Annotated in this window: 13 protein-coding genes and 3 rRNA genes; 2 read left to right on the top strand and 14 right to left on the bottom strand. The window is 65.9% G+C overall.

Features of this window, described 5'->3' with window-relative positions:
- Nucleotides 1-106 precede the first annotated feature (106 nt).
- Nucleotides 107-1,534 (top strand): xylulokinase, encoded by a 1,428-nt coding sequence (gene xylB / locus JOE57_RS16965; protein ID WP_338041360.1) that lies wholly within the window; start codon nucleotides 107-109, stop codon nucleotides 1,532-1,534.
- 134 nt (nucleotides 1,535-1,668) lie between these two features.
- Here the strand turns inward: xylB and rrf are convergent.
- From rrf to argC, 12 genes are all read right to left on the bottom strand, one after another.
- Nucleotides 1,669-1,785, bottom strand: a 5S ribosomal RNA gene (gene rrf, locus JOE57_RS16960).
- A gap of 104 nt (nucleotides 1,786-1,889) precedes the next feature.
- Nucleotides 1,890-5,008, bottom strand: a 23S ribosomal RNA gene (locus tag JOE57_RS16955).
- 309 nt (nucleotides 5,009-5,317) lie between these two features.
- A 16S ribosomal RNA gene (locus tag JOE57_RS16950) occupies nucleotides 5,318-6,836 on the bottom strand.
- Together the 16S, 23S and 5S rRNA genes form the textbook arrangement of a ribosomal RNA operon.
- Before the next feature lie 741 nt (nucleotides 6,837-7,577).
- Nucleotides 7,578-8,843, bottom strand: a complete 1,266-nt coding sequence (tyrS, locus tag JOE57_RS16945) for a tyrosine--tRNA ligase (RefSeq protein WP_204919773.1) — start codon at nucleotides 8,841-8,843, stop codon at nucleotides 7,578-7,580.
- Between the two features lie 137 nt (nucleotides 8,844-8,980).
- Complete coding sequence (gene argH, locus JOE57_RS16940; RefSeq protein WP_239580093.1) at nucleotides 8,981-10,339, bottom strand: argininosuccinate lyase; 1,359 nt, start codon at nucleotides 10,337-10,339, stop codon at nucleotides 8,981-8,983.
- Nucleotides 10,340-10,404: 65 nt separating this feature from the next.
- Complete coding sequence (locus JOE57_RS16935) at nucleotides 10,405-10,965, bottom strand: arginine repressor (RefSeq protein WP_204919770.1); 561 nt, start codon at nucleotides 10,963-10,965, stop codon at nucleotides 10,405-10,407.
- Nucleotides 10,962-11,912, bottom strand: coding sequence for an ornithine carbamoyltransferase (argF, locus tag JOE57_RS16930; protein WP_204919768.1), 951 nt, complete (start codon nucleotides 11,910-11,912; stop codon nucleotides 10,962-10,964). The genes JOE57_RS16935 and argF overlap by 4 nt, the downstream gene beginning before the upstream one ends.
- The gene (locus tag JOE57_RS16925) at nucleotides 11,909-13,150 is read right to left on the bottom strand and encodes an acetylornithine transaminase (protein WP_204919766.1); all 1,242 of its coding nucleotides are present in this window, start codon (nucleotides 13,148-13,150) and stop codon (nucleotides 11,909-11,911) included. Before JOE57_RS16925 ends, argF begins: the two co-directional genes overlap by 4 nt.
- On the bottom strand, nucleotides 13,150-14,112 hold the full coding sequence (gene argB / locus JOE57_RS16920; RefSeq protein ID WP_204919764.1) for an acetylglutamate kinase: 963 nt from the start codon (nucleotides 14,110-14,112) through the stop codon (nucleotides 13,150-13,152). The genes JOE57_RS16925 and argB overlap by 1 nt, the downstream gene beginning before the upstream one ends.
- The gene (gene argJ / locus JOE57_RS16915; protein WP_204919762.1) at nucleotides 14,109-15,260 is read right to left on the bottom strand and encodes a bifunctional glutamate N-acetyltransferase/amino-acid acetyltransferase ArgJ; all 1,152 of its coding nucleotides are present in this window, start codon (nucleotides 15,258-15,260) and stop codon (nucleotides 14,109-14,111) included. Before argJ ends, argB begins: the two co-directional genes overlap by 4 nt.
- Complete coding sequence (locus JOE57_RS16910) at nucleotides 15,257-15,667, bottom strand: ACT domain-containing protein (protein WP_204919761.1); 411 nt, start codon at nucleotides 15,665-15,667, stop codon at nucleotides 15,257-15,259. Before JOE57_RS16910 ends, argJ begins: the two co-directional genes overlap by 4 nt.
- Nucleotides 15,664-16,698, bottom strand: coding sequence for an N-acetyl-gamma-glutamyl-phosphate reductase (gene argC / locus JOE57_RS16905; protein WP_204919760.1), 1,035 nt, complete (start codon nucleotides 16,696-16,698; stop codon nucleotides 15,664-15,666). The genes JOE57_RS16910 and argC overlap by 4 nt, the downstream gene beginning before the upstream one ends.
- Before the next feature lie 59 nt (nucleotides 16,699-16,757).
- Between argC and JOE57_RS16900 the strand changes: the two genes are divergently transcribed.
- Nucleotides 16,758-17,732 (top strand): NAD-dependent epimerase/dehydratase family protein, encoded by a 975-nt coding sequence (locus JOE57_RS16900; RefSeq protein WP_204919759.1) that lies wholly within the window; start codon nucleotides 16,758-16,760, stop codon nucleotides 17,730-17,732.
- A 76-nt stretch (nucleotides 17,733-17,808) separates the two neighbouring features.
- Here the strand turns inward: JOE57_RS16900 and pheT are convergent, their stop codons facing one another.
- Nucleotides 17,809-20,316: a phenylalanine--tRNA ligase subunit beta gene (pheT, locus tag JOE57_RS16895; protein WP_204919758.1), complete on the bottom strand. Its 2,508-nt coding sequence runs from the start codon at nucleotides 20,314-20,316 to the stop codon at nucleotides 17,809-17,811.
- Entirely contained in the window at nucleotides 20,313-21,422 is a 1,110-nt protein-coding gene (pheS, locus tag JOE57_RS16890; RefSeq protein WP_204919756.1) for a phenylalanine--tRNA ligase subunit alpha, read from the bottom strand. Before pheS ends, pheT begins: the two co-directional genes overlap by 4 nt.
- Between the last annotated feature and the right edge of the window lie 9 nt (nucleotides 21,423-21,431).

Raw genomic sequence — 21,431 nt, 5'->3', positions numbered from 1 at the left:
GAGAGGCGGGCACTCTGAGAGGCGGGGAGTCTGAGATGCGGGGACTCTGCCAGACTTGGGCTCGTCAGTGGTTGTCGACGACGAGGTTGACCCTGAGGAGGGCACAGTGACGGACGACTCGATGGCTCAGCCGGCGGGACGCCTGGTGGCGGGGATCGACTCCTCGACCCAGTCCTGCAAGATCGTGGTCTGCGAGCTGGACACCGGCCGAGTGGTGCGTACGGCTCGAGCGTCGCATCCTGACGGTACCGAAGTCTCGGCCACCGCCTGGCTGTCGGCGTACCGCGAGGCTGCCGCTACGCCAGGGCTGCTGGACGATGTCGCGGCCCTTGCCGTCGGCGGCCAGCAGCATGGCATGGTCACTCTGGACGACGCGGGCGAGCTGGTTCGCGATGCTCTGCTCTGGAACGACAACCGGTCGGCTCAGGACGCGGTGGACCTCATCGACGAGCTCGGCGGTGGCCGGGCCTGGGCCGAGGCGGTCGGATCGGTACCAGTCGCCTCGATGACCGTCGCCAAGATCCGCTGGCTGAACCGCTGCGAGCCGGACAACGCTGCCCGCACCGCCTCAGTCGTCCTCCCGCACGACTGGCTGACCTGGCAGATCGGCGGCCGATCGTTCGCACCGACCACCGACCGCGGAGACGCCTCCGGCACTCTGTACTTCGACGCCACCGCCAACGAGTACCGGCACGATCTGGTCAATCGCGCGATCGGACACGATCTCGACCTGCCGCGGGTGGCCGCGCCAGACGAAATCGTGGGCCACACGCCGGAGGGTGTTGCCATCGCCCCCGGCACGGGGGACAACATGGCTGCCGGGCTGGGCCTCGATGTCCGCACCGGCGAGGCGGTCGTCTCCCTCGGCACCAGTGGCACGGCCTTCACCCTGAGCAAGACGCAGACCCACGAACCCACCGGTACGGTTGCCGGCTTCGCCGATGCCACCGGCGCCTTCCTGCCGCTCGTCTGCACCCTGAACGGCGCCCGCAACCTCGTCGCCACAGCACGCGTCCTCGGACTCTCGCTGGAGGCGATGAGCGAGTTGGCGCTCACCGCACCGGCCGGGAGCGGGGGCCTTACCTTCGTGCCCTATCTCGAGGGCGAGCGCACACCACCCCTGCCGGACGCCCGTGGGGAGTTGACCGGGCTGACCCTGGCCAACATGACCCCGGCCAACATCGCGCGGGCCACGATCGAGGGCGTCCTGTGGAGTCTCGCCTACGGCGTGCAGGTGCTGCAGCAACAGACCGGAGACATCAAGCGGATCACGCTCACCGGCGGAGCGGCACAGTCCGAGGCCGTGCGTCGGATCGCACCTGCGGTGTTCGGTTGCCCGATCGCCGTCACGGAGACGTTCGAGAGCGTCGCCGTCGGCGCCGCCAAGCAGGCCGCCTGGGCGCTCAGCGGGTCAATGCCTACCTGGCCGGTGCCGTATGTCAGAGAGATCGAGCCGAGCGCGGCCGACCTGGCCGCGGCTCAAGGGATCAACTCACGGTACGCGGCGGTGCTCGGCGCCCACTTCACGTCCTGACCGCGTTATCCTGCCCGACGCGCTTCACGTCGCGCCGGGCCGCAGCTCCTGGTTAACCGCCGGCCGGTGCGGGCGCCCAGAACGCAAAAACACCTCTTGGGTAGCTACGAATAGCCACCCAAGAGGTGTTTAATGTCCGGCGACGTCCTAGTCTCCCACACGGTCCCCCGTGCAGTACCATCGGCGCTGAGAGGCTTAACTTCCGGGTTCGGAATGGAGCCGGGTGTTTCCCTCTCGCCATGATCACCGAAACTCTATGGAGATTCGATCTGGACGAACTCTCGCAAACTCATGGTTTGCGCTCAGTTCCCGACCGTATCTCGGGAACCTCACAGTGGACGCGTAGCATCTTTGTAGGAACAAGCCCTCGGCCTATTAGTATCGGTCAGCTCAATGCATTGCTGCACTTCCACATCCGACCTATCACCCAGTGATCTGCTGGGGGCCTTACCAGGTTATTCCTGTGGGAGTCCTCATCTTGGAGCGTGCTTCCCGCTTAGATGCTTTCAGCGGTTATCACTTCCGAACGTAGCCAACCAGCCGTGCTCTTGGCAGAACAACTGGCACACCAGAGGTTCGTCCGTCCCGGTCCTCTCGTACTAAGGACAGCACTCCTCAAGACTCCTACGCGCGCAGCGGATAGGGACCGAACTGTCTCACGACGTTCTAAACCCAGCTCGCGTGCCGCTTTAATGGGCGAACAGCCCAACCCTTGGGACCGACTCCAGCCCCAGGATGCGACGAGCCGACATCGAGGTGCCAAACCATTCCGTCGCTGTGAACGCTCGGGAAAGATCAGCCTGTTATCCCCGGGGTACCTTTTATCCGTTGAGTGACGGCGCTTCCACATGCCACCGTCAGATCACTAGTCCCGACTTTCGTCCCTGCTTGAGATGTCTCTCTCACAGTCAAGCTCCCTTGTGCACTTACACTCGAAACCTGATTGCCAACCAGGCTGAGGGAACCTTTGGGCGCCTCCGTTACCTTTTAGGAGGCGACCGCCCCAGTCAAACTACCCATCAGGCACTGTCCCTGATCCGGATAACGGACCTAGGTTAGATAACCAGAACAATCAGAGTGGTATTTCAACGTTGACTCCACACGAACTGGCGTCCATGCTTCAAAGTCTCCCACCTATCCTACACAAATTGTACCGATCACCAATACCAAACTATAGTAAAGGTCCCGGGGTCTTTCCGTCCTGCTGCGCGTAACGAGCATCTTTACTCGTAGTGCAATTTCGCCGAGTCTGCGGTCGAGACAGCGCCCAAGTCGTTACTCCATTCGTGCAGGTCGGAACTTACCCGACAAGGAATTTCGCTACCTTAGGATGGTTATAGTTACCACCGCCGTTTACTGGGGCTTAAGTTCAGTGCTTCGCCGAAGCTAACACTTCCCCTTAACCTTCCAGCACCGGGCAGGAGTCAGTCCGTATACATCGTCTTTCGACTTAGCACGGACCTGTGTTTTTAGTAAACAGTCGCTTGGGCCTGGTCTCTGCGGCCTTCAGTGCCGTCTGGAGTAAATCCATAGACACGTCCGGCCCCCCTTCTCCCGAAGTTACGGGGGCATTTTGCCGAGTTCCTTAACCACAGTTATCTCGATCACCTTGGTATTCTCTACCTGACCACCTGAGTCGGTTTAGGGTACGGGCGGCTCATCAACTCGCTCACGAAGGTTTTCTAGGCAGCATAGGATCACCCACTCGAATGCACGTATGCAAACCAGCCGTCATGTCTCAGGCATATGAGGTGCGGATTTGCCTACACCTCGCCCTACGCATTTAGCCCGGGACTACCATCGCCCGGGATGGGCTACCTTCCTGCGTCACTCCGCAGCTTGCCTAATACAAGCTTGGGTCGCAGACTCAGCTTCGATTGACCCGAAGGTCGCCTGAAGCCTTGCGTGCTTAGCATTACTCGCCTCGGCAGGATCGTTAAAGCGCCGGTACGGGAATATCAACCCGTTGTCCATCGACTACGCCTGTCGGCCTCGCCTTAGGTCCCGACTTACCCAGGGCAGATTAGCTTGACCCTGGAACCCTTGGTCTTTCGGTGGACGGGTTTCTCACCCGTCATTCGCTACTCATGCCTGCATTCTCACTCGTGTGCTCTCCACGACTAGGTCACCCTGTCGCTTCTTAGCGCACACGACGCTCCCCTACCCATCCACGCGCTTGGATCATCAAAGATGACCGGGCACGAACGTGAATGACACAGCTTCGGCGGATTGCTTGAGCCCCGCTAAATTGTCGGCGCAGAATCACTTGACCAGTGAGCTATTACGCACTCTTTCAAGGGTGGCTGCTTCCAAGCCAACCTCCTGGTTGTCACCGCAACTCCACATCCTTTTCCACTTAGCAATCGCTTAGGGGCCTTAGCTGGTGTTCTGGGCTGTTTCCCTCTCGACTACGAACCTTATCGCCCGCAGTCTCACTGCCGCGCTCTCACTTACCGGCATTAGGAGTTTGGTTGATTTTGGTAAGCTTGTGGGCCCCCTCGACCATCCAGTGCTCTACCTCCGGTAAGAAACGCGCGACGCTGCACCTATATGCATTTCGGGGAGAACCAGCTATCACGGAGTTTGATTGGCCTTTCACCCCTATCCACAGCTCATCCCCTCCATTTTCAACTGAAGTGGGTTCGGTCCTCCACGACGTCTTACCGTCGCTTCAACCTGGCCATGGATAGATCACTCCGCTTCGGGTCTAGAGCACGCGACTATGTCGCCCTATTCGGACTCGCTTTCGCTACGGCTTCCCCACACGGGTTAACCTCGCCACGTACCACTAACTCGCAGGCTCATTCTTCAAAAGGCACGCCGTCACCTCGCCCGAAGGCTCAGCTCCGACGGATTGTAGGCAATCGGTTTCAGGTACTATTTCACTCCCCTCCCGGGGTACTTTTCACCTTTCCCTCACGGTACTAGTCCGCTATCGGTCACCAAGGAGTATTTAGGCTTAACGGGTGGTCCCGCCAGATTCACACGGAATTTCTCGGGTTCCGTGTTACTTGGGGTGACGCTCAACAGTGATCAACTTACGTCTACAGGGGTATTACCTTCTGTGCCGTACCTTCCCAGAGTACTTCGACTTCATTGATCATTTTTGACTGTTTGACCGATTAACAGCTCGGTCAGAGCGGCCCCACAACACCATATGTACAACGCCTGTCAGCTATCACATACACATGGTTTGGCCTGTTCCGCTTTCGCTCGCCACTACTCACGGAATCACTTTTGTTTTCTTTTCCTGTGGGTACTGAGATGTTTCACTTCCCCACGTTCCCTCCTACTGCCCTATATATTCAGGCAGAGGTCGCCGGACATTACTCCGGTTTCTTTCGAGGTTTCCCTATTCGGAGATCCCCGGATCGAAGCTCGTTTACCAGCTCCCCGGGGCTTATCGCAGGTTACAACGTCCTTCATCGGCTCTTGGTGCCTAGGCATCCACCGATTGCCCTTAGTAGCTTGTTTTACTACAAAGATGCTCGCGTCCACTGTGAAGTTCTCAAAATACGGGCGGTATCGGATCTCCGGCCAACGGCCTCGGACTCCGGTCCGCAGAAGAGTGTCACCGAGGCAACCGACCCTTCAGGACCCAACAGCGTGCTTAGGCTTCATCGCCATCTCTTTGAGGTTCCACTCCTCTTGCGAGGTTGTACTGACATCGAGATCTTGAATCGGCTTAATAGTCAATGTTCCACATTCCGGTGCTTGTTCAGCTGAGGACATACGCCTCAGCACTGAACGCATGGACAAGCAAGCTTGCCATTAGCTCCTTAGAAAGGAGGTGATCCAGCCGCACCTTCCGGTACGGCTACCTTGTTACGACTTAGTCCTAATCGCCAGTCCCACCTTCGACAGCTCCCTCCACAAGGGTTGGGCCACCGGCTTCGGGTGTTACCGACTTTCATGACTTGACGGGCGGTGTGTACAAGGCCCGGGAACGTATTCACCGCAGCGTTGCTGATCTGCGATTACTAGCGACTCCGACTTCATGGGGTCGAGTTGCAGACCCCAATCCGAACTGAGACTGGCTTTTTGGGATTCGCTTAACCTTGCGGTCTCGCAGCCCTTTGTACCAGCCATTGTAGCATGCGTGAAGCCCTGGACATAAGGGGCATGATGACTTGACGTCATCCCCACCTTCCTCCGAGTTGACCCCGGCAGTCTCCTATGAGTCCCCGGCATTATCCGCTGGCAACATAGGACGAGGGTTGCGCTCGTTGCGGGACTTAACCCAACATCTCACGACACGAGCTGACGACAGCCATGCACCACCTGTATACCGACCTTGCGGGGGCTACATCTCTGCAGCTTTCCGGTATATGTCAAACCCAGGTAAGGTTCTTCGCGTTGCATCGAATTAATCCGCATGCTCCGCCGCTTGTGCGGGCCCCCGTCAATTCCTTTGAGTTTTAGCCTTGCGGCCGTACTCCCCAGGCGGGGCACTTAATGCGTTAGCTTCGGCACGGAGAACGTGGAATGTCCCCCACACCTAGTGCCCACCGTTTACGGCGTGGACTACCAGGGTATCTAAGCCTGTTTGCTCCCCACGCTTTCGCTTCTCAGCGTCAGGAAATGCCCAGAGAACCGCCTTCGCCACCGGTGTTCCTCCTGATATCTGCGCATTCCACCGCTCCACCAGGAATTCCGTTCTCCCCTGCATTCCTCTAGTTTGCCCGTATCGGAAGCAGGCTCAGGGTTGAGCCCTGAGTTTTCACTTCCGACGCGACAAACCGCCTACAAGCCCTTTACGCCCAATAATTCCGGACAACGCTCGCACCCTACGTATCACCGCGGCTGCTGGCACGTAGTTGGCCGGTGCTTCTTCTGTAGGTACCGTCACTTGCGCTTCGTCCCTACTGAAAGCGGTTTACAACCCGAAGGCCGTCATCCCGCACGCGGCGTTGCTGCATCAGGCTTTCGCCCATTGTGCAATATTCCCCACTGCTGCCTCCCGTAGGAGTCTGGGCCGTATCTCAGTCCCAGTGTGGCCGGTCGCCCTCTCAGGCCGGCTACCCGTCGAAGCCTTGGTGAGCCATTACCTCACCAACTAGCTGATAGGCCGCGAGCCCATCCTTGACCGCCGGAGCTTTCCACCTCTAGAAGATGTCTTCAGAGGTCGTATCCGGTATTAGCGGCTGTTTCCAGCTGTTATTCCAGAGTCAAGGGCAGGTTGCTCACGTGTTACTCACCCGTTCGCCACTCGTGTACCCCCGAAGGGGCCTTACCGTTCGACTTGCATGTGTTAGGCACGCCGCCAGCGTTCGTCCTGAGCCAGGATCAAACTCTCCGTTGAAAAATATCGGAATCGATGTCGCCGAAGCGATCATCGGGTACCGTCTGAATCAACGAGCTTGACCTCTGACAGGACCCATTGCTGGGTCTATCAATAATCAATCTCAAAGGAATCCGACCTAGTTCGCAGCACTGTTCCGGACCGAGGTCCGGGTCGTGTCACTAGCCAGGCACGGGTTCTTTAGTGCATATTTGGCATTGACTTTTAGCACGCTGTTGAGTTCTCAAGTTTCGGGCGCACACCGCGCTTCGGCTTCTCAGCTTCCGCTTGGGGCAACTCGACTTACTTTAGTGAGGTTCTTCGCACCGTGTCAAATCGGTGTTTCCGACCCTCCCCGCCCGCACAGAGGCTCCGGACTTGTTGGTGGGTTCTGTCTGGAACGCACACCGATCCGGGGGATCTGTAGTGTTTGGGTCCCCTTCGGCGAGGCCGCTTTCGCGACCCGTTCCTTCCAGGGCTTGCTCTACGTTACTCGTCCGACCTGCACTCGTCAAATCGTCCGTCCTGCTGGTTTCCGCCCGCGCAGATGTTCCGGATTTTGGTGGCTTCTCGTTGAAGGCACACCGATCCGGTCAGTCCTTGACAGGTGGGTTCCTCCCGGTCCGGCCGCTTCAGGTTTCCCTGTCCGCGTCCCGCTCTCGGCGAGGCAGGTAGAACATTACGGACGAGTGTCCCAGGGGTCAAATCCACCAGCGGTGTTCGTCATCACAGGGTGTCGGACGCGTTTCGGCGTGCGTCAGCTCATCGTTTGATGGTAGTGCCGCCGACCGTCTTCTTGCCTCGGCGGGCGACGACGAAGCGGCCGTGCAGCAGGTCTTCCGCAGTCAGCCGGGCGTCGACATCGGCCACCTTGGTGTTGTTGATGTAGGCACCCCCCTCGGCGATGGCTCGCCGGGCCGCCGACTTGCTCGGCACCACCCCGCTGGCCTCGAGCACGTCGACCACCATCGGCAGCTCGCCGCCGGCGACGATCTCCACCGCACCGATCTCCTGCAGCACCCCAGAGAGGGTCGACTCGTCCAGGTCGGCCAGCTCGGAACGCCCGAACAGCGCCTCCGCGGCCGCGATGGCGGCGTCACGTTCAGCCGCGGAGTGCACGAATGCGGTCACGTCATCGGCCAGCGCCCGTTGGGCCGCGCGTCGATGCGGGCTCTCGCGAGTCTCCCGTTCCAACGCCTCGATCTCTTCTTGGCTGCGCGGGCTGAAGACCTTCAGGTACTCGATGACCTTGGCATCCTCGGCGTTCAGGAAGTACTGGTGGAAGGCGTACGGACTGGTGAGCTCGGGGTCGAGCCAGACAGTGCCGGTCTCGGTCTTGCCGAACTTGCTCCCGTCGGCCTTGGTCAGCAGTGGAGTCGCCAGCGCGTGGACCCGTTTCCCGTCGGAGCGGCGCAGCAGCTCCACCCCGGCGGTGATGTTCCCCCACTGGTCGCTGCCACCGAACTGCAGCGTGCAGCCGTACTGCCGGAACAGTTCGCGGTAGTCCATCGCCTGCAGCAGGACATAAGAGAACTCCGTGTAGGAGATCCCGCCCTCCAGCCTCGACCGGACCACGTCGCGGGCCAGCATCCGGTTCACCGGGAAGTGTTTACCGACATCCCGTAGGAACTCCAGGGTGCCCAGGGAGCCCGTCCAGTCGAGGTTGTTCACCACCCTGGCGGCGTTGTCACCGTCGAAGCTGACGAACCGCTGCACCTGGGCCCGGATCTTCTCGACCCAGGCGGCGACGACCTCCGGAGAGTTCAGGACCCGCTCGCCCGTCTCCTTCGGGTCGCCGATCATGCCGGTCGAGCCGCCGACCAGGATCAGCGGCCGATGTCCCGCCCGCTGCAGGTGGCCGGCGACGATCAGCTGCACCAGGTTGCCGAAATGCAGGCTGGGCGCCGTCGGGTCAAAGCCGACGTAGAACGTGACCGGTCCCGCCTGCAGGTGTTCGACAAGGGCGGCCTCGTCGGTGGAGTCCGCCACCAGGCCCCGCCACTTCAGCTCATCGAGAACACTCGTCACGCTGCTTTCCTCCTGCTGTCATCCGCTGCGGAGCCCGCGGACCCGCGGAACCCGCCTTTGAACCTACTGGTTCGCTGCGCACATCTCATCGTGAGATCTCAGCGGCTGGCCACCCGCGGTCCCGGCCAGCGGCACGCTCACACCGAGGTGTCGCACCACATCCGGAACGTCGCCGCCTGGGCGGCCAGCTCCTCGAGCTGCTCGGCCACCCGCGCTGTCGCGGTGCCGCCCCGCCCGTTGCGGGAGTTGATCGACCCCTCGACCGTCAACACGCTCAACACGTCCGGCGTCAGCTGCGCAGAGATCTCCTGCAGCATCTCGGGCGTCAGGTCGGCCAGTTCGATCCCCTCCCGTTCGCAGCGACGGACACAGGCGCCGGCGAGCTCGTGCGCCTCAGCGAACGGGACCCGTCTGCGCACCAGCCAGTCGGCGACGTCGGTGGCCAGCGAGAATCCGCGCGGTGCCAGTGACTCGAGCCGGTCAGGATGGAACGTCAGCGTGCCGACCATGCCGGCCACTGCCGGCACCAGCACCAGCAGTTGGTCGATCGAGTCGAACAGCGGCTCCTTGTCTTCCTGCAGGTCCCGGTTGTACGCGAGCGGCAGACCTTTGAGGGTGGCCAGCAGCCCGGCCAGGTTACCGATCAGCCGCCCAGCCTTGCCCCGGGCCAGCTCGGCCACGTCCGGGTTCTTCTTCTGCGGCATGATCGATGACCCGGTGGACCAGGCGTCGTCCAGGGTGGCGAAGCCGAACTCGTGCGTACACCACAAGATGACGTCCTCACTCAGCCGGGAGAGGTCGACGGCCGTCTGCGCCAGGACGTAGCCGGCCTCGGCCGCCAGATCCCGGGCGGCGGTGCCGTCGATCGAGTTCGGCACACTGTCAACGAAACCCAGATCGAGCGCCACCGCCTGCGGGTCCAGCCCCAGCGAGGTGCCGGCCAGCGCCCCCGACCCGTACGGGCTGATCGACAGCCGCTTGTCCAGGTCGACGATCCGGTCCAGGTCGCGCAGCAGCGGCCACGCATGGGCCAGCAGGTGATGGGAGAGCAGCACCGGCTGGGCGTGCTGGAGATGCGTCCGCCCCGGCATGGCCACGCCGAGGTGCGTCCTGGCCTGCTGCTGCAGCGCCGCCACCAGCCCCAGCAGCTCGGTGCCGACGGCGCGGAGGCTGTCCCGCAGATACAGCCGCAGCAGGGTGGCGATCTGGTCGTTGCGGGACCTACCAGCCCGGAGCCGGCCGCCGAGCTCAGAACCGAGCAGGGCGATCAGACCGCGCTCCAGCGCCCCGTGCACGTCTTCGTCGGTCGGGGTCGGGCGGAAGGCGCCGGAGACGACGTCAGCCTCCAGTCGGTCGAGGCCGTCCACCATGGCGGCCAGCTCGTCGTCGGTGAGCAGGTCGGCCCGGTGCAGTGCCGCGGCGTGCGCCCTGGACCCGGCCAGGTCGTAGCGGGCCAGGCGCCAGTCGAACTGGGTCGAGACACTCAGGGCGAACATGGCCTCGGCCGGGCCGCCGCTGAACCTGCCACCCCAGAGGCGTCCGCTGCTGTCGGGCTGCGTGGTCACGGGCTTCCTTTCGTCTTCTCGGTCAGGCTCTGCTCGGCGGTGCGGTGGGGGGCATGGGCGCTCAGCTGCAGGAACTGGTCCGCGATCGCCTGCCCGCCGTCCGGCGACCGGGTGATCAGCAGGATCGTGTCGTCGCCGGCGATGGTGCCCAGGATCGAGTCCCAGGACACCCGGTCAATGGCGGAGGCGAAGTACTGCGCCGCGCCCGGTGGTGTCCGCAGCACGACCAGGTTGGCCGACGCCTCCGCCGACACCAGCACCTCAGCGCACAGCCTCGCCAACCGGGCTTCGAAGGTGGCGTACTCCCCCACCTGTGGCGTCCGGTCACCGCCCTCGGCCGGCACCGCATAGATCAGGTGCCCCTCCGCCCCCCGGACCCGCATCGCCCCCAGCTCCACCAGGTCGCGGGACAGCGTCCCCTGGGTGACGGTGACACCCTCAGCAGCGAGCAGCTCGGCGATCTCGGTCTGGGAGCGGACCTGGTGGTGCTCCAGGATGGCGAAGATCTTGGCATGCCGCGCAGTCTTCGTCAGTGGCGCCCGGGCTGCTGCGGTCATCGCGCAGGTCCGGCCTCTGCTGCGCGCTCGTCGAGGAAGGCGAGCAGCGCCTTCTGGGCGTGCCGACGGTTCTCCGCCTCGTCCCAGACCACCGACTGCGGGCCGTCCAGCACCTCGGCGGCGATCTCCTTGCCACGGTAGGCGGGCAGGCAGTGCAGCACGATGGCCTGCGGGTCCGCCAACGCCAGCAGCGTGCTGGTGACGGCGTACGGCCCGAACACCTTCTCCCGGTCGCGGCCGTCGTTCTCCTGCCCCATCGACACCCAGGTGTCGGTGGCCACCACGTCGGAGCCGGCCACCGCGTCGGCGGCGGACCCCGTCACCGTGACACTCCCTCCGGTGCTCTGGGCCACCTGGCTGGCGCGGGACACGACGACAGGGTCCGGCTCGAACCCGGCCGGAGCGGCGATCCGGACATGCAGCCCGGCCACCGCGCCACCCAGCAGGTACGAGTGCGCCATGTTGTTCGCTCCGTCGCCGAGATAGCTCAGGGTGAGTCCGGCCAGCCGACCCTTGTGCTGGCGGACGGTCTGCAGGTCGGCGAGGATCTGGCACGGATGGAACTCGTCGGTCAGACCGTTGACCACCGGCACCCCGGCATAGGCCGCCATCTCCTCCAGCCGCTGCTGACCGCTGGTGCGCCAGACGATGGCCGACACCTGCCGACCCAACACCCGCGCGGTGTCGGCGATCGACTCGCCGCGTCCCAGCTGGGAGGTGGACAGGTCCATCACCAGCGGGTAGCCGCCCAGCTCGGCGATACCGACAGCGAACGAGACCCTGGTCCGGGTCGACGACTTGTCGAACAGGACCGCGACCGAGCGTGGACCGGCGAACGGCTGCACCGCGTAGGGGTCAGCCGCCAGCCGGTCGGCGAGATCGAGAACCGCAGTCTGTTCCTCCTGGCTGAGGTCGTCGTCGGCCAGCAGGTGCCGGAGGCCGGTCATCGTACCGCTCCGTCGACACTCACCGACGAGATCAGCTCGGGCAGCACAGCGACGAATGAGTCGAGCTGTTCGGCTGTGATGATCAGCGGGGGCGCCAGCCGGAGGACGTCCGGCCGCGGCGCGTTGATGATGAATCCGGCGTCGAGCGCCACGTCGGCCACCCGGGCGGCGATCGGCGCCGCCAGCACGATCGCGCGGAGCAGTCCTCGGCCGCGGACTCCGGTGATCATCGGCGACTCGAGGGAGCTCACCCGGCCGGCCAGATGATCACCCATCGCGTTGGCGTTCGCCAACAGGTTGTCCCGTTCGATCACCGACAGCACGGCCAAGCCGGCGATGGCGGCGACCGGATTGCCGCCGAAGGTGCTGCCGTGCGAACCCGGCCCCAGCAGGTCGGCCGCCGCCCCGGTGGCGATACAGGCACCGATCGGGAAGCCGTTGCCCAGACCCTTCGCGATGGTGACGATGTCGGCGGTGATCTGCTCGCGGGTATGGTCCAGCCAGGCGCCACTCCGGCCGATGCCTGTCTGCACCTCGTCCAACCAGAGCAGCGATCCGTGCCGACGGGTGATCTGCCGAGCCGCGGCGAGATAGCCCTCGGGCGGGACGATCACCCCGTTCTCGCCCTGGATCGGCTCGAGCACGACGGCGGCGACCGTGTCGTCCACGGCCGCCTCGAGCGCCGCCACGTCGCCGTACGGAACGAAGGTGACGTCGCCGGGCAGCGGCTCGAACGGCGTCCGGTACTTCTCGTTGTGGGTGATGGCCAACGCACCCATGGTGCGGCCGTGGAAGGCTCCCTCGGTGGAGATGATCCTGGTCCGGCCGGTCCGACGGGTCAGTTTGAATGCGGCCTCGTTGGCCTCGGTCCCCGAGTTGCTGAAGAAGACCCGGGCGGGGGTGTCCGGCGCACTGGCCACCACCATCGCCGCCAGCCGCTCCGCCAGGGCCACCTGCGCCGGGGTGCTGAAGAAGTTCGACACGTGCCCGAGGGTGGCGATCTGACTGGTGATCGCCGACAGTACGAACGGGTGGGCATGGCCGAGGGCGTTGACGGCGAGGCCCGACAACAGGTCGAGGTAGCGGACGCCGTCGGCGTCGAAGATGTGGCAGCCCTCGCCCCGGACGAACACGCGTTTCGGCGGACCGAAGGTGTTCATCATGACCTGGCCGTAGCGTGCGGTCAGACTGGCCGACGGCTCGGTGGCCACCAGCTGGCCCAGTGGGTTGTTGCTCATCACAGGGCCTCCCCGGCCTTGGTCGCCCGGGGGTCAGCGGCCAGTGGGTCAGCGGCCAGTGGGTCGGCGGCCCGGGTGCCTGCGGTCACCATCGTGCCGATGCCGGCATCGGTGAAGATCTCCAGCAGCAGCGAGTGCGGAACCCGCCCGTCGATCACGGTGGCACGGTCCAGCCCCCCTTCGACGGCCCGCAGGCAGGCCTCCATCTTGGGCTGCATGCCCGACTCCAGCCGGGGCAGCAGCTCGGCCAGCTCGGTTGCGCTGATCTGCGACACCACCTCCGCACTGTTCGGCCAGTCGGCGTACAGACCTTCGACGTCGGTGAGCACCACCAGCCGCTCCGCCCTCAGGGCAACTGCCAGAGCTGCTGCCGCAGTGTCGGCATTGACGTTGTGCACCTGCCCGTCCTCGTCCGGCGCCACTGTCGCGACGACCGGGATCCGACCCGCCTCGATCAGGTCCAGGACCGCCTCGGGTCGCACCTCCACGACGTCACCCACCAGACCAAGGTCGACGGTCTCACCCTCCACCGACAGACCACGCCGCTCGGCAACGAACAGTCCACCGTCCTCGCCGGACAGACCGACAGCGAGCGGCCCGTGGGAGTTGATCAATCCCACCAGCTCGCGGCCGACCTTGCCGACCAGCACCATCCGGACGACGTCCATCGCCTCCGGCGAGGTCACCCGCAGTCCGCCGCGGAACTCGCTCTTGATCCCCAGCCTGCCGAGCATCTGCGAGATCTGCGGGCCGCCGCCGTGCACGACGACCGGCTGCACTCCGCAGCGTCTGAGGAAGACGATGTCCTCGGCGAAGGCACGCTTCAGGTTCTCGTCGATCATGGCGTTTCCGCCGTACTTGATCACGATCGTCTTGCCGCCGTAGGTCTCCAGCCAGGGCAACGCCTCGATCAGAATCGAGGCCTTGTCGCCGGTGCTGATGTGTGCAAGTCCTGTGGTCACGAGGAGTACTCCGCGTTCTCTTTCACGTAGTCGTAGGTCAGGTCATTGGTACGGATGGTCGCGGTATGGCCGCCGGCATGCAGGTCGACATCGACCTGCACCTCCCGTCCGCTGAGGTCGACCAGCTCGCGCGGCTCGCCGATGGCACCCCCCACACAGACGGCGACGCCGTTGAACGAGACATCGAGCTGGTCGGGTTCGAAGGCGGCATCGGTGGTGCCGATCGCGGCCAGAACCCTGCCCCAGTTGGGATCCTGGCCGAAGATCGCGCACTTGAACAGGTTGTTGCGGGCGATCGTGCGCCCGACGTCGACGGCCTCCTGCTCCGAGGCGGCACCGCGGACGGTGATGGTGATGTTGTGAGCCGCTCCCTCCGCGTCGGCCAGCAGCTGCAGCGCCAGGTCGTCGCAGACGGTGGTCAGCGCGGCGGTGAGCTCGGTGGGGTCCGGTCTGCTGCCGGACGCACCGCTCGCCATCACAATCACTGTGTCGTTGGTGGACATGCAGCCGTCGCTGTCGAGCCGGTCGAAGGTCAACCGGCAGGCTTCGGCCAACGCCGGTCGCAGGGTCGCCGGCTGGACCACGGCATCGGTGGTGATCACCACCAGCATGGTGGCGAGCCCGGGAGCCAGCATCCCGGCACCTTTGGCCATCCCGGAGATGGACCAGCCGTCGGCAGTGACATCGGCCTGCTTGCTGACCGTGTCGGTGGTCATGATCGCGACCGCGGCATCCGCGCCGCCGCTCTGGTCCGCGTTCGCCACCAGGTCGGGAACCGCAGCCTCAATCGCGGCCATGTCGAGCCTGGTGCCGATCAGTCCGGTGGAGCAGACGGCGACGTCGATGGCGCCGATGCCCAGCTCGGTCGCGACCAGCTCGGCGGTGCGGTGGGTGTCGGCGAACCCTGCTGGGCCGGTGCAGGCGTTGGCACCACCCGAGTTCAAGATCACCGCCTGCAACCTCGAGTCGGCCAGCACACGCTCGGTCCACAGCACCGGCGCCGCCTTCACCCGGTTGCTGGTGAACACCCCGGCCGCGGCGAAGTCGGGACCGAGGTTGCGGACCAACGCGAGATCGGGCCGACCGCTGCTCTTCAGCCCGGCGGCGACGCCGGTGGCCGCAAACCCCCGCGGTGTGGTGATGCTCATGTCAGCTCCTCGTTCTCGATCCGATGTCCCGCCGCCACCCACACCTCGACCGCCTGGTGTGCCTGCGCGCTGGGGATCAGGATCCAATCGGTGTCGAAGGTCGACTCGGCCAGGATCGAGATGCCGGCATCGGCCAGCGGCGCCAGCAGTCCGGCCAGCACCCCGACCAGTGAGTGGTCGAGCGGTCCGTCGATGCTGAACACCGTGAACGGACCGACGGCCGGCACGGTCCCCGGGATGTCCTCGAAGTCAGTGATCAGGCACAGCTCGTCCGCCGTCCTGCTGGCGCTCCAGAACGGGGTCTCGTGGGCGTTCTCCAGGGCCCAGCCGGGGACCGAGGCGTGCGCCGGCAGCTGCGCCATGCCGACCTCGACCGAGTGCCGGGTGAGCTCCCAGGCGACGGTCACGGCGCCACCCCGATCGTCGACAGGCCGAGGGTCTCGGGCAGGTCCAACGCCAGGTTCATGCACTGCACGGCCGCCCCGGCGGTGCCCTTGGTGAGGTTGTCCAATGCTGCGACGGCCACCAGCCGGCCGGCGCCGCGGTCAACGGTCACCTGCACGTGCACGGCGTTGGAGCCGAGCACCGACTGCGTCTGCGGCCACTGCCCGGACGGCAGCAGGTGGATGAACGGCTCGGTGGCGTAGGCCTGCTGGTAGGCGCGGTAGGCATCGTCAGCCGTCGCCCCGGCGTCCGCCAGTGGCGCGGTACAGGTCGCCAGGATGCCGCGGGACATCGGGACCAGCACCGGCGTGAATGACACCGAGGGGCTGGCTGCGCCGCAGGCAGCGAAGTTCTGCACCATCTCGGGCGTGTGCCGGTGCACTCCGCCGACGCCGTAGGCACTGGCCGAACCCATCAGCTCGGCCCCGAGCAGGTGCGGCTTGAGCGACCGCCCGGCACCCGACGGTCCGCTCGCAGCCACGATCACGGTGTCATGGGCATCGGTCAGTCCGGCCCGGATCGCCGGCAGCAGGGCCAGCGTCGCCGTAGTCGGGTAGCAGCCGGGTACGGCGATCCGGTGCGCGGACTTGAGCCGGTCGCGCTGGCCGGGGAGCTCCGGCAGCCCGTACGGCCAGGTGCCGGCATGGGGCGACTGGTAGAACTGCTGCCACGCCTCGGGATCGGAGAGGCGGAAGTCGGCGCCGCAGTCGATCACCACACAGTCGGGATCGAGCTGGGCCGCCACCTCGGCCGACGCGCCGTGTGGCAGCGCCAGGAAGACGACGTCGTGACCGGCCAGGGTGCCGACCTCGGTAGGTTGGACCACCCGGTCGGCCAGCGGGACCAGGTGCGGCTGGTGCTCGCCCAGCCGGCTGCCGGCGCTGGCTCCGGCGGTGACCGCACCGATAACGACCTGGGGATGACCCGACAGCAGCCGGAGCAGCTCCCCGCCCGCATATCCGGTGGCTCCAGCCACGGCGACCTTCAACGTCATATGCATGATTATGCCATAAGCCACATTTATATGTCACCGACCCCCGCTAGGCTGCACTCATGCGCATCGTCATGATCGGAGCAACGGGCCACGTCGGCAGCTATCTCGTGCCGCGGCTGGTGAACGCCGGCCACCAGGTGCTGGCCGTCAGCCGCGGGCAACGCGAGCCCTACCACCCGGACCCCGCCTGGGACCGGGTAGAACGCCTCCAGATCGACCGTACGGCGGAGGAGGACTCCGGAACCTTCGGAAGGCGGATCGCCGACCTCGAGGCCGAGGTGGTGATCGACATGGTCTGCTTCACCGCCAAGTCGGCCGGCCAGCTCGTCGAGGGGCTGCGCGGTCGGGTCCGGCAGCTGCTGCACTGCGGCACCATCTGGGTCCACGGACTGAGCACGGTCCTGCCGATGCGGGAGGACGACCCCAAGACGCCGATCGGTGACTACGGCACCAACAAGCTGGCCATCGAGGAGCTGCTGTTGGCCGAGACCCGGTCGGGCGGGTTGGCCTCGACGATCATCCATCCCGGACACATCAGTGGGCCCGGCTGGCCGGTGATCAACCCGGTCGGCAACCTCGACCCTGCGGTCTGGACGACCCTGGCGACCGGACAGTCGCTACTGGTGCCCGGGTTGGGCGCCGAAACGATGCACCATGTGCACGCCGACGACGTGGCCCAGCTCTTCCAGCTGGCCCTGGAGAAGCCCGACGCCGCCCTCGGTGAGAGCTTCCACGCGGTCAGCGAGCGGGCCCTGACCGTCCGTGGCTACGCCGAGGCGGCTGCCCGCTGGTTCGGTCAGCACGCCCAGCTGGAGCAGGTTAGCTGGGAGGAGTTCCGCCGGCGCACCGACGACCAGCACGCGGCGGCCAGCTGGGATCATCTCTCGCGCAGCCAGGTCGCAAGCATCGACAAGGCTCGCCGGCTGCTCGGCTACCAGCCCGCCTACAGCTCCGACGAAGCTGCCCGCGAGGCGGTCACCTGGCTGGTCGAGGCCGGCCAGCTCGACCTCGGTCCGCGAGGAGCCCTGCTCTAGCCGAGCACAGACCGGCCCCGGCAGCGCTCTCTGGCCCCCGTTCCCCTGATCCCTGTGCCTCTCATGAAAGTGCCCTTCACTCGGTGCGCTGAACCGCCCCGGTCGCCGCCGCCGCAGCGTCGACGGCGGCGTCGCGGGCGGCGGCCGCCTCCCCGTCGGTGAGGGTGCGGTCGGGGGCACGGAAACGGAGCGCGAAGGCCAGCGACTTCTTCCCCTCGCCGATCTGCGGCCCCCGGAAGATGTCGAACAGCCTGACCGACTCCAGCAGGGCGCCGGCGCCGGACCGCAGCGCCGCTTCCACCGCGGCAGCGGGGACCTCCTCATCGACGATCAGCGCCACGTCCTCCTTCGCCACCGGGAAGGAGGAGATGGCAGCCACCTCACCGGCGCCGGGCGCGGCAGCGACCAGTGCGTCCAGGTCGATCTCTGCCGCGGCGCTCCGGGGCGGCAGCCCGAAGCTCCGGCAGACCTCGGGGTGCAGCTCTCCGGCGAACCCGATCACCTGATGAGAGTCGGCGAGGCTGAGCTCGGCGCACCGGCCGGGATGCCAGGGGGCCACGTCGGCGCTCCGACGCTGCAGTCGCAGCCCGACAGCCTGCGCCGCCGTCTCGGCGAAGGCGACCGCGTGCTGCCAGCCGGCCCGGATCGCCTCGCCCTGCCAGCCCTTCGGCAGCCAGTTGCCGGCCAGCACGACCGCAAGGTGCCGCGGCTGGTCGGCCAGTGCCGCATTCAGCGCGGCGAGCTCGTCGTCGCCCGGGCGCCCTGCCACTGCAGGCCGCGGGGCAGCCGGCGCGCCCGGCCGCGCATAGAAGACGGAACCGGACTCGTACAGCGCCAGGTCGTCGTTGCTTCGGCTGGTGTTGCGCACCATCGCAGCGAACAGTCCCGGGAGCAGGGTGGTGCGCAGGTACGGATGGGTCTCCGACAGCGGGTTGGCCAGTCGGACCAGCTGACGCCGAGAGTCGTCCCGCTCCACACCGAGCTGGTCCAGCTCGTGCTCGGACTGGAACGGGAAGGTCAGCACCTCGACGAAACCGGCGGCGGCAACGGCGGCGTTCACCGCGCGCCTGGACCGCTGCGAGGGGCTCAGACCCCGTCCGACCGGCGCTCGCGGCACCACCGGCTCGATGGTGTCGTAGCCGACCAGCCGACCGACCTCCTCGACATAGTCGTACGGGTCGCGCAGGTCGGAGCGCCAGCTCGGCGGGACGAGCTGCAGCCGGTCTCCCTCGACTCCGACGTCCACACCGATCAGGGTGAGCAGCTCGACCACCTGCTCGGCCGGCACCTCGGTGCCGAGAACACGACCCGGCAGAGCGGCGTCGATCGTCTGGGTCGGCTGCGTTGGCACCGCCCCACGCACCGTCTCCTCGGCGGCCACCGTCCCGCCGGCCAGCTCGACCAGCAGGTCGGCAGCCCGGTGGGCCGCGGCGTAGGCGGCCGCCGGGTCGACACCGCGTTCGAACCGGCGAGACGCCTCCGAGGACAGCTTCTGCCGCCTGGAGGTGCGGGCGATGGTCATGGCGTCGAAGTTGGCCGCCTCGATCACGATCGTGGTTGTGTTCTCGGACAGTTCGGTTGACTCACCACCCATCACCCCCGCCAGCCCGATCGGGCCTCTGTCGTCGGCGATCACCAGATCTGCCGGGTCCAGGTCGCGGACGATGTCGTCAAGGGTGGTCAGCTTCTCCCCCGCCCGGGCCTCACGGACCACGATGCCACCGTTCAGCCGGTCGGCGTCGTAGGCGTGCAGCGGCTGACCGGTCTGCAGCATCACGTAGTTGGTGATGTCGACCGCCAGCGAGATGGGCCGCATCCCGGCCAGCTGCACCCGGCGGGCCAGCCAGCGGGGGCTCGGCCGGGACGGGTCCACGCCCCGTACCGTGACGGCGACGAAGAGTGGCGCTGCGGGAGACTCCAGGCTCACCGCCCAGCCGGCGGTCGACTCGGCCGGAACCGGACGGTCGACCGGGTCGGTGAACGTGGTGCGGGTCGCCTGAGCCGACTCCCGGGCCAGTCCGCGGATGGACAGGCAGTAGCCGCGGTCGGGGGTGACGGCGATGTCAAGGACCTCGTCGCGCAGATGCAGCACCGGTGCCGCATCCTGGCCCGGGACCAGACCGTCGTCGGGCAGCACCATGATGCCGGAATGGTCATCGCCGAGACCCAGCTCGCGGGCCGAGCAGATCATCCCGTCGGAGACGTGGCCGTACGTCCGGCGGGCCGCGATGGCGAACTCGCCGGGCAGGACGGCACCCGGCAGCGCCACCACCACCAGGTCACCCACCTGGAAGTTGTGCGCACCGCAGACAATGCCACGCGACGGCGGCTGATCACCGTCGGCAGGGTCGTTGTGCTCGCCGACATCGAGCCGGCAGTAGCGGATCACCTTGCCGTTGGAGTGCTTCTCGTTCTCATACGACAGCACCCGGCCCACCACCAGCGGGCCGGTGACATCTGCACCGGCCTGCTCGACCGTCTCCACCTCGAGACCGGCGCGGATCAGCGCCTCGGCCAGATGACGGCCGCCGAGCTCCTCGGGCAGCGCGGCATGCTCACGCAGCCAGGACAGGGGCGCTCTCATCGGGCTCCTCCCACCAGGGAACGGCTGAACCGGACGTCCCCTTCGATCATGTCGCGCATGTCCTCGGCGTTGTTGCGGAACATCAGGGTGCGCTCGACGCCCATGCCGAAGGCGAACCCGGAGTAAACGTCGGTGTCCACCCCGCAGGCCTGCAGTACGCGCGGATTGACCACGCCACAGCCGCCCCACTCGATCCATCCTTCGGAGGCGCAGGTCCGACAGGGGTTGTCAGGGTTTCCGACGGAGGCACCGTGGCAGACGAAGCACTGCAGGTCCACCTCGGCCGACGGTTCGGTGAACGGGAAGTAGTTGGGGCGGATCCTGGTCCGGGTGTCGCCGAACATCGCCTGGGCGAAGTAGTCCAGAGTGCCACGCAGATGCGCCAGGGTGATGCCCTTGTCGACGCAGAGCCCCTCGATCTGGTGGAAGACGGGCACGTGCGTCGCGTCGTACTCGTCGGCCCGGTAGACCTTGCCGGGACAGACGACATAGACGGGCAGCTCCCTCGTCAGCAGGCTGCGTGCCTGCACCGGTGAGGTGTGCGTACGCAGCACCACACCGCTGTCGGCCGGGTCCGCGAAGAGGGTGTCCTGCATGGTCCGCGCCGGATGGTCGGGGATGAAGTTCAACGCGTCGAAGTTGAGCCATTCGGCCTCGAGCTCGGGGCCTTCGGCCACCTCCCAGCCCATCGCCACGAAGACGTCGCACATCCGATCCATCAGTGCCGTGATCGGGTGGACGGCGCCCTGGGGGGTCAGCTCGACCGGGAGGGTGACGTCGACCCTCTCCTCGACCAGCACCCGGGCCAGCTCGGCCGCGGTGACCTCGGCCTCGCGAGTCTTCAGGGCCTGGTTCACCTCACCACGTGCCCTGCCGATCCGCTGCCCGACGTCCTTGCGCGCCTGCGGCGGCAGTGCCCCGATCTCCCGGTTGGCCAGCGCCAGCGGCGACCGGTCACCGGCGTGCGCGATCCGCGCCTGCTTGAGCTCGGCCACCGTCGTCGCCGCGGCGAACGCAGCCAGCGCCTCAGCCACCATGGCCTCGACGTGCTCCGCGTTCAGCGGCGTGACCTGGACGGGGTCGTAGCTCTTGTTTGGCCCGGACATGGGCTCCCC

The sequence above is a fragment of the Microlunatus panaciterrae genome (assembly GCF_016907535.1).
In the GTDB taxonomy this organism is placed as follows: domain Bacteria; phylum Actinomycetota; class Actinomycetes; order Propionibacteriales; family Propionibacteriaceae; genus Microlunatus; species Microlunatus panaciterrae.
Note: the sequence above shows the minus strand (reverse complement) of the source record. Positions and strands in the feature narration are given on the sequence as shown.